We start from the raw sequence: 10264 nt of genomic DNA on the forward strand, positions 1-10264 counted from the left end.
GGGGATGTCGAACGAGGAAAAGCTTCGGACCTATCTGAAGCGCGTCACAGGGGATCTGCACCAGGCCCGGCAGCGACTGCAACAGCTGGAGGAGGAGAGCACCGAACCCATCGCGATCACCGCGATGAGCTGCCGCTACCCGGGTGGCGTGGAGTCGCCCGGCGACCTCTGGGACCTCGTGGCCGCCGGTGGCGACGCCGTGACCGGATTCCCGGACAACCGCGGCTGGGACCTCGACGGCCTGTACGACCCGGACCCCGAGCACAAGGGCACGTCCTACACCCGAGAGGGCGGCTTCCTCCGCGACGCGGACCAGTTCGACCCGGCGTTCTTCGGCATCAGCCCCCGCGAAGCCATGACCATCGACCCGCAGCAGCGACTGCTGCTCGAAACCTCCTGGGAGGTCCTCGAACGGGCCGGGATCGACCCCGTTTCCGTACGCGGAAGCCGCGCGGGCGTGTTCGCGGGGGTGATGTACGACGACTACGGCGCGGCACGCATCTACGGCGGCACCGCCGACGAGTTCGAGGGCTACCTCATCAACGGCAGTGCCGGCAGCATCGCTTCGGGCCGGGTCGCGTACACATTGGGCCTCGAAGGCCCCGCCGTGACGGTGGACACGGCGTGCTCGTCGTCGCTGGTCGCGCTGCACCTGGCGGTGCAGGCCCTGCGGAGCGGTGAGTGCACGCTCGCCCTCGCGGGTGGCGTGACGGTGCTGTCCACGCCGTCGGTGTTCGTGGAGTTCAGCCGCCAGCGCGGACTGGCCGTCGACGGCCGCTGCAAGTCCTTCTCCGACGGTGCGGACGGCACCGGTTGGGGCGAAGGCGTCGGCATGCTGCTGCTGGAGCGGCTGTCGGACGCCCGGCGCAACGGTCACCCCGTACTGGCCGTCATTCGCGGCTCCGCGGTGAACCAGGACGGTGCGAGCAACGGCCTGACCGCACCGAACGGTCCCTCGCAGCAGCGTGTCATCCGCGCGGCCCTGGCGAACGCGGGCGTGTCCGCGGCGGACGTGGACGCGGTGGAGGCGCACGGCACCGGTACGACGCTGGGCGACCCGATCGAGGCGCAGGCCCTGCTGGCGACGTACGGCCAGGACCGTCCGGCCGAACGGCCGCTGTACTTGGGTTCGTTGAAGTCGAACATCGGGCACTCGCAGGCCGCCGCGGGTGTGGGCGGTGTGATCAAGATGGTGCAGGCGATGCAGAACGGGGTGCTGCCGCAGACCCTGCACGTGGGCGAGCCGTCGTCGAAGGTGGACTGGTCCGCAGGTGCGGTCGAGCTGCTGACGCAGGCGCGCGAGTGGTCGCGGGACGAGGAGCGTCCGCGTCGTGCGGGCGTGTCGTCGTTCGGCGTGAGCGGTACGAACGCCCACGTCATCCTCGAGCAGGCGCCGGACGTCGCCCCTGACGTCGACGGTGCCGAGCCGGTGGCGCCGGTGGCGGTGCCGTGGGTGGTTTCCGGGCGCGGTGTCGACGCGCTGCGGGGGCAGGCGGCGCGTCTGCTGTCGCACGTCGAGGGCGACGACGGACTGTCGCCGGTCGATGTGGGCCGGACGCTGATATCGGGCCGGGCCGCGTTGGAGGACCGCGCTGTCGTGGTGGCCCCCGGCCGCGAGGGCCTGATCGAGGGCCTGGGCGCGCTGGCCGGTGGCATGCCGAGCTCCGGCCTGGTCGAGGGCTCCGTCGCTGCGGGTCGTGACCGGGTGGTGTTCGTGTTCCCGGGGCAGGGCTCGCAGTGGGTGGGGATGGCGGTGGATCTGCTGGATTCCTCGCCGGTGTTCGCGGAGCGGATGGCTGAGTGCGGCCGTGCGTTGGCGGAGTTCGTGGACTGGGATCTGCTGGATGTGGTGCGCGGGCGTGAGGGTGCGCCGTCGTTGGAGCGGGTGGATGTGGTCCAGCCGGTCTCATGGGCCGTGATGGTGTCCCTCGCCGCGCTGTGGCAGTCCTTCGGTGTGAAGCCGTCTGCTGTGGTGGGTCATTCGCAGGGTGAGATCGCCGCGGCGTGTGTCGCGGGTGGTCTGTCGCTGGTGGATGGTGCTCGGGTGGTGGCGCTGCGGTCGCAGGCGATCGCCGGTTCGTTGGCGGGTCTGGGCGGGATGATGTCGGTGGCGTTGCCGCTGGCGGAGGTGGAGTCCCGTCTGGTGCGTTGGGCGGACCGGCTGGAGGTTGCGGCGCTGAACGGTCCGACCTCGGTCGTGGTGGCCGGTGACCCGGAGGCGTTGGACGAACTCCAGGCCGAGTGCGAAGCCGAGGGTGTTCGGGCGCGCCGCGTGGCGGTGGACTACGCGTCGCACACCTCGCACGTGGAGCGGATCGAGGGTGAGCTGGCCGAGGTGTTGGCGGCCGTTCAGCCGATGACCGCACGGGTGCCGTTCTTCTCCACGGTCGAGGGCGATTGGCTGGACACGTCGGGTCTCGATGCCGGGTATTGGTATCGGAACCTGCGCCAGACGGTCCGTTTCCAGGGCGCGGTGGAGGCGTTGGGGGAGCAGGGCTTCGAGGCGTTCGTCGAGGTCAGCGCGCACCCGGTGCTGACGATGAGCGTGCAGGATCAGGCCGAGTCCGCTGTCGTGGCGGGCACGCTGCGTCGTAATGACGGTGGCCTGGACCGGTTCTACGCCTCGCTGGCCGAGGTGTGGGTCCAGGGTGTCGAGGTGGACTGGTCGCGGGTGTTCGAGGGATCGGGTGCGGCGCGGGTCGAGCTGCCGACGTACGCGTTCCAGCGGCGCCGGTACTGGCTCGACGCCCCGGCCGGAGCCCGTGGTGACATGGGATCGGTCGGCCTGCTGTCGACCGAGCACCCCATGCTCGGAGCGGCGATGGACCTTCCCCACGCCGAGGGAGCCGTCTTCACCGGTCGGCTCTCGCTGCGCACGCATCCGTGGTTGGCCGATCACGCGGTCGGTTCCACCGTGCTGCTGCCGGGGACGGGCTTCCTGGAGCTCGCCGTCCGGGCGGGCGACGAGGTCGGTTGCGGGGTCGTGGAGGAGCTGACGCTCGAAGCCCCGCTCACCCTCCCGGAGAGCGGTGGCCTCCACCTGCGGGTGACCGTGGCGGAGCCGGACGGGACCGGTCGCCGTGCGGTGAGCGTGTACTCGCGCGGCGATGCGGCGTCCTTCGAGGAGACGTGGACCTGCCACGCCACCGGTGTCCTCGCGGCGGGCGGTTCGCAGCCCTCCGTGGACCTGGCGACCTGGCCCCCGGCCGGTGCCGTGCCGGTGGACACGACGACGCTGTACGACGACCTGGCCGAGGCCGGGCACGGATACGGCCCGGTGTTCCAGGGCGTACGGGCGGCGTGGCGACGCGGGGCCGAGGTGTTCGCCGAAGTCGCGCTCCCGGAGGAGGCACAAGGGGACGCCGGTCGGTTCCGGCTGCATCCGGCCCTGCTGGACGCGGCGTTGCACGGTCTGCGACTGGGCGGATTCTTCCCCGACGGCCTGGCACGGCTGCCGTTCGAGTGGCGCGGCGTCTCGCTGTACGCGGCCGGGGCGTCCGCCCTCCGCGTCCGTCTGGCACCTGCGGGCGCCGGGGCGGACACGGGCGCCGTGACCGTGGCGGTGGCCGACGGCGCCGGTCACCCGGTGGCATCGGTCGATTCGCTGCTCACCCGGTCCGTCGACCCCCAGCAGCTCGCCGCCGCGCAGAGCGCGCAGCGCGACGCGCTGTACCGAGTCCAGTGGACCCCGGCGCAGCAAGGGGTTCCGGCCGGAGCCGGGAGCCGCGCGGGATGGGTCTTCATCGGTGACGCCGCGGCCGGGACGCGCGCGGCGTACGGCGACTTCGCCCTGCTGGCCGAGGCGGTGGGAGCGGGCACTGCCGTGCCCGACACCGTCGTGGCCCGCCTCGGAGCCCCCACCACCGAACCCGACGCTCCGACCGGCTCGGCCCGCGCCGCCCTGCACCAGGCGCTCGCGCTGACGCAGGCGTGGCTCGCGGACGAGCGGTTCGCGGCCTCCCGGCTGGTCCTGGTCATGCGCGGCGCGGTCACCACCGGGCCCGACGACATCGCACCCGACCCTGCGGCGGCTGCCGTGTGGGGTCTGCTGCGCGTGGCGCAGACGGAGAACCCGGGCCGGTTCGTGCTCGTGGACGCGGACGTGGACACGGACGGGGAGGAGCTCTTCGGCGACGTCCTGGAGCGGGTGCTCGCCGCTGACGAGCCGCAGGTCGCCGTGCGCCGCGGGGCGGGGTACGCGCCCCGTCTCGTACCGGCCTCCCTGCCCGCGCGGGAAGCCTCCGAAGACGAAGCCCCGCGATGGGGCGCGGCGGACGGAACGGTCCTGCTCACCGGTGCCACCGGAACCCTCGGCGGTCTGGTCGCCCGGCACCTCGTCGCGGAACACGGTGTCCGGCACCTGCTGCTCGTCAGCCGCCGCGGCGACGCCGCGCCGGGCGCGGCGAACCTGGTGGCCGAACTGTCCGGGCTGGGGGCGGACGTCTCCGTGGCCGCGTGCGACGTGGCGGACCGTGTCGCCCTGGCCGACCTGCTGGACCGGATCCCGTCCGCGCATCCGCTGACCGCCGTCGTGCACGCGGCGGGTGTGCTCGACGACGGACTGGTCCCCGCGCTGACTCCCGAGCGGCTCGACCGCGTACTGGAGCCGAAGGCCGACGCGGCGTGGAACCTGCACGAGCTGACGCGCGACATGGGGCTGTCCGCGTTCGTCCTGTTCTCCTCGGCGTCCGGTGTGCTGGGAACCGCTGGACAGGCCAACTACGCCGCCGCCAATGCCTACGTGGACGCGCTGGCCGCCGTACGGCAAGCCGAAGGGCTGGCGGCCACGTCGCTGGCGTGGGGCTTCTGGGGACAGCGCAGCGCGATGACGGGTCGGCTCGCCGAGACGGACCTCGCCCGCATCGCACGTTCCGGCCTGGTCGCCCTGTCCTCGGAGGACGGACTCGCGCTCTTCGACGCCGCCGTGGCGACCGACGAGCCGCTGCTCCTGCCCGTGCGCTTCGACGTGGCCGCGCTGCGCGCTTCGGACGCTCCCGTGCCTCCGGTGCTGCGCGATCTGGCCCGGGGGCCGGTGCGCCGACGCCGGGCCGCGGAGGCCGGCGAGGCCGCCACCGGTCTGGCCCAGCGCCTGTCGGGGCTCCCGGAGGACGAGCGGTTGCGCGTGCTCGCGGAACTCGTGGACGGGCACGTCTCGACCGTGCTGGGACGCGGTCCGTCGGACGCGGTGGCGCAGGACCGCCCGTTCAAGGAGCTCGGATTCGACTCGCTGATGGCCGTCGAACTCCGCAACCGGCTGAACGCGGCGACCGGGCTGCGACTCCCGGCCACGCTGGTCTTCGACCACCCCACGTCGGCCGTGCTGGTGCGCCATCTGCTCGGCGAACTGGCGGAGATGACCGACGCAACGTCAACTCACGCATACGTCACCGCTGTTACCTCCTCGGGGGTAGCGGCGGACGACGACCCGATCGCCGTCGTCGCGATGAGCTGCCGGTTCCCCGGTGACGTCGCGACGCCCGACGAGCTGTGGGACCTGGTCATGGCGCGTACGGACGCGATCACGCCGTTCCCGATGGACCGCGGCTGGGACCTGGAGAACCTCTACGACCCCGACCCGGACCACCAGGGGACGAGCTACGTCCGTGAGGGCGGCTTCCTGCACTCCGCGGCGGAGTTCGACCCGGAGTTCTTCGGGATCTCGCCGCGCGAGGCCCTCGCCATGGACCCGCAGCAGCGGCTGCTCCTGGAGACCTCGTGGGAGGCCTTCGAGCGGGCGGGGATCGCCCCGGGCTCCGTGCGGGGCAGCCGGGCCGGTGTCTTCGCCGGTGTGATGTACAACGACTACGGCTCGCGGATCCGGGTCGCCCCCGAAGGGTTCGAGGGCACCCTCGGCGCGGGCAGCGCGGGCAGCGTCGCCTCCGGCCGTGTCGCGTACACGCTGGGCCTCGAGGGTCCCGCGGTGACGGTGGACACGGCGTGCTCGTCGTCGCTGGTGGCGATGCACCTGGCGGTGCAGTCCCTGCGCAACGGTGAGTGCACGCTCGCCCTGGCGGGCGGCGTGACCGTGATGTCCACGCCGTCGGTCTTCGTGGAGTTCAGCCGGCAGCGCGGACTGGCCACGGACGGCCGCTGCAAGTCCTTCTCGGACGCGGCCGACGGTGCCGCGTGGGCCGAGGGCGCGGGCATGCTCCTGCTGGAGCGGCTGTCGGACGCCCGGCGCAACGGTCACCCCGTGTTGGCGGTCGTCCGTGGTTCCGCGGTGAACCAGGACGGTGCGAGCAACGGTCTGACGGCGCCGAACGGTCCGTCGCAGCAGCGGGTGATCCGGGCCGCGTTGGCGAGTGCGGGTGTGTCTGCGGCCGATGTCGACGTGGTGGAGGCGCACGGTACGGGTACGACGCTGGGCGACCCGATCGAGGCGCAGGCGCTGCTGGCGACGTACGGCCAGGACCGTCCGGCGCAGCGGCCGCTGTACCTGGGTTCGTTGAAGTCGAACATCGGTCACACGCAGGCCGCCGCGGGTGTGGCCGGTGTGATCAAGATGGTGCAGGCCATGCGCAACGGGGTGCTGCCGCAGACCCTGCATGCGGGTGAGCGGTCGTCGAAGGTGGATTGGTCGGCGGGCGCGGTCGAGCTGCTGACGGAATCCCGTGAGTGGGTGCCGGGTGCTGTTGACCAGGTCCGTCGTGCGGGTGTGTCGTCGTTCGGTGTGAGCGGTACGAACGCCCACGTGATTCTTGAGCAGGCCCCCGAGGTCGAGGTGGCCGAGCCGGTGGCGCAGGAGTCCGTGGCGCCGGTGGCGGTGCCGTGGGTGGTCTCCGGTCGTGGCGCCGAGGCCGTGCGGGATCAGGCCGGACGGCTGGTGTCGCTCGTCGAGGCCGGTGGTGCGGGTCTGTCGCCGGTGGACGTGGGCTCGTCGCTCGCATCCGGGCGGAACGCGTTCGAGAACCGTGCCGTGGTGATCGGCCGTTCCATCGACGAACTCACCTTTGACCTAGGCGCGTTGACTCGTGGACTGCCCGCTACGGGCCTGGTGGAGGGTGTGGTTTCGGGGTCCGGTGGCCGGGTGGTGTTCGTGTTCCCGGGTCAGGGTTCGCAGTGGGCCGGTATGGCGGTGGATCTGCTGGATTCCTCGCCGGTGTTCGCGGAGCGGATGGCCGAGTGTGGTCGGGCGTTGGCGGAGTTCGTGGACTGGGATCTGCTGGATGTGGTGCGCGGGCGTGAGGGTGCGCCGTCGTTGGATCGGGTGGATGTGGTCCAGCCGGTCTCATGGGCCGTGATGGTTTCCCTCGCCGCGTTGTGGCAGTCCTTCGGTGTGAAGCCGTCTGCTGTGGTGGGTCATTCGCAGGGTGAGATCGCTGCGGCCTGCGTCGCGGGTGGTCTGTCGCTGGTGGATGGCGCCCGGGTGGTGGCGCTGCGGTCGCAGGCCATCGCCGGTTCGTTGGCGGGTCTGGGCGGGATGATGTCGGTGGCGTTGCCGCTGGCGGAGGTGGAGTCCCGTCTGGTGCGTTGGGCTGGCCGGTTGGAGGTCGCGGCGCTGAACGGTCCGACCTCGGTCGTCGTCGCGGGTGACCCGGAGGCGTTGGACGAGCTCCAGGCCGAGTGCGAAGCCGAGGGTGTTCGGGCCCGCCGCGTGGCGGTGGACTACGCGTCGCACACTTCGCACGTGGAGCGGATCGAGGGTGAGCTGGCCGAGGTGTTGGCGGCCGTTCAGCCGATGACCGCACGGGTGCCGTTCTTCTCCACGGTCGAGGGTGATTGGCTGGACACGTCGGGTCTCGATGCGGGGTATTGGTATCGGAACCTGCGCCAGACGGTCCGTTTCCAGGGTGCGATCGAGGATCTGGTCGCGCAGGGTCACGGCACGTTCGTCGAGGTCAGCGCGCACCCCGTCCTGACGATGAGCATTCAGGACCAGGCCGAGTCCGCGATCGTTGCGGGCACCTTGCGTCGTAATGACGGTGGCTTGGACCGGTTCTACGCCTCGCTGGCCGAGGTGTGGGTCCAGGGCGTGGACGTCGACTGGGCGCGGGTGTTCGAGGGGACGGGTGCGGCGCGGGTCGAGCTGCCGACGTACGCGTTCCAGCGGCGCCGGTACTGGCTCGATGCCCCGGCGGCTGCTGAGGTGGTCGTCGATCCGGCGGAGGCCGCGTTCTGGGAGGCGGTCGAGGGCGGGGATCTGAAGGCGTTGGCATCCGCGCTGGACGTGTCCACCGAGGAGCCCTTGAGTGCCGTGTTGCCCGCGCTGTCGTCGTGGCGACAGCAGCGACGCGAGCGGTCCCGGCTGGACGGCTGGCAGTACCGGGTCGATTGGCAGCCGATGGCGAAGGAGTTGCCGTCGCGACTCGCCGGGAAGTGGCTGCTGGTGGTGCCCACCACCGGGTACGAGGCTGCCGAGCTGGTGGCGCCCGTGACGGAGGAGCTGACCCGGCGCGGCGCCCTGGTGACGACGATGCGGGTGGACGCGGCCTGCGTCGACCGGGCGGAGATGACCCGGGCGCTCTCCGAGGCCGTGCGGTCCTGTGATGGCCAACTCACTGGCGTCTTGTCGTTGTTGGCGTTGGGGGAGTCGTCGTCCGGTGGTGGGTTGGCGGGTTCGTTGGCTTTGGTGCAGGCGTTGGTGGGTGTGGGTGTTGAGGGTCGTTTGTGGTGTGTGACGCGTGGTGCTGTGGGGGCGGGTGAGGTGGTTTCGGCTCCGGTGCAGGCGCAGGTGTGGGGTCTGGGTCGGGTGGTGGCGTTGGAGCATCCGGAGTTGTGGGGTGGTCTCGTTGATCTGCCGTCGGTGGTGGATGGGCGTGTGGTGGAGCGTTTGTGTGGGGTGTTGTCGGGTGTGGAGGGTGAGGATCAGGTTGCGGTGCGGGCGTCTGGTGTGCGTGTGCGGCGTGTGGTGCGTGCGGGGCGGGTGTCGGGGGCGTCGGCTGGCTGGTCGGGGCGTGGCACGGTTTTGGTGACGGGTGGTACGGGTGCGTTGGGCGGGCATGTGGCGCGTTGGCTTGCTGGTCGTGGGGTGGAGCATGTGGTGTTGGCTTCGCGTCGTGGGCCGTTGGCGCCGGGGGCTGATGTCCTGGGGGCGGAGCTGACGGATTTGGGTGTCGGGGTCTCGGTGGTTGCGTGTGATGTGGGTGATCATGGTGAGGTGGCCGGGTTGCTCGCCTCGTTGGGTGAGCGGTCGGCGACCGGTGAACTGCCGCCCCTGACCGGTGTGGTGCATACGGCGGGTGTTCTCGATGATGGTGTGATCGGGTCGTTGACGCCGGAGCGTTTGGCGTTCGTTTTGAGGTCGAAGGCGGATGCCGCGCGGTATCTGGATGAGTTGACGCGGGGTCTGGATCTGTCGTTGTTCGTGATGTTCTCGTCGATGGCGGGGGCTGTGGGGGGCGCGGGTCAGGGCAACTACGCGGCGGCGAACGCGTTCTTGGACGCGTTGGTGGAACAGCGTCGCGGGCTCGGACTTCCCGGCACCTCCATCGCCTGGGGCGCGTGGTCCGACGGCGGTCTGGCCGCAGGCGTGGGCGAGGAGCGACTCCAGCACGGCGGCATCCTTCCGATGGCGCCGGACGACGCGGTCACCCTCCTGGGCGAGGCCCTGGAGCAGGACGAGCCCTGCCTCGTCGTGGCGGACGTCGACTGGAAGCGGTTCGCTCCCAGGCTCGCGACCGGCCGACCGGCTCCGCTGATCGCCGGGATTCCCGAAGCCCGCGGCACCCTGCAGGCGATGGACGCCCAGGGCGCCGTCACCGACGCGGGTCCGAGCGGGGCGCTCCGCGCCGAACTGGCCGGTCTCACGTCCGCCGAGCAGGACCGCAAGGTCCTCAACCTGGTGCGTACGCAGGTCGCCGATGTACTCAGCCATCCCAACTCCGATGCCATCACCGCCGATCGGGCCTTCAAGGACCTCGGCTTCGACTCCCTGGCCTCCGTCGAACTCCGCAAGCGCCTCAACCGGGTGACGGGACTGCGGCTGGCCGCCACGATCGCCTTCGACCATCCGACCCCGCGAACCCTTGCCGACCACCTGCTGAGCGAACTCAAGCTCGGCGGTGGCCCCAAGCGCTTCGACACCGTGCTCGGGGACCTCGATCGGCTCGCCTCCGAGCTGACCGAGCTCGTCCCGGAATCCGAAGAATCCGCCCGCGGCGAGATCTCGCTCCGGTTGAAGGCACTGCTCCACCTGTGCAGCGGTGCGACGGACGAAGCCGTCACCGATACCTCGGCGGCGGAGAAGTTCGCCTCGGCCTCGGACGACGACGTCTTCGACTTCATCAGCAACGAGCTCGGCATCTCCTGACCTCGATCGAGGTCA

The 10264-nt window shown here is 71.3% G+C and carries 1 protein-coding gene; it reads left to right on the plus strand.

All coding sequences use genetic code 11. The annotated features are described in order from the left end of the window. The first annotated feature begins 4 nt into the window (after positions 1-4). The gene (locus tag ACFWAR_RS09945) at positions 5-10249 is read left to right on the plus strand and encodes a type I polyketide synthase (RefSeq protein WP_385775000.1); all 10245 of its coding nucleotides are present in this window, start codon (positions 5-7) and stop codon (positions 10247-10249) included. The last annotated feature ends 15 nt before the right edge of the window (positions 10250-10264 follow it).

The organism is Streptomyces sp. NPDC059917 (assembly GCF_042730635.1).
Lineage (GTDB): Bacteria > Actinomycetota > Actinomycetes > Streptomycetales > Streptomycetaceae > Streptomyces.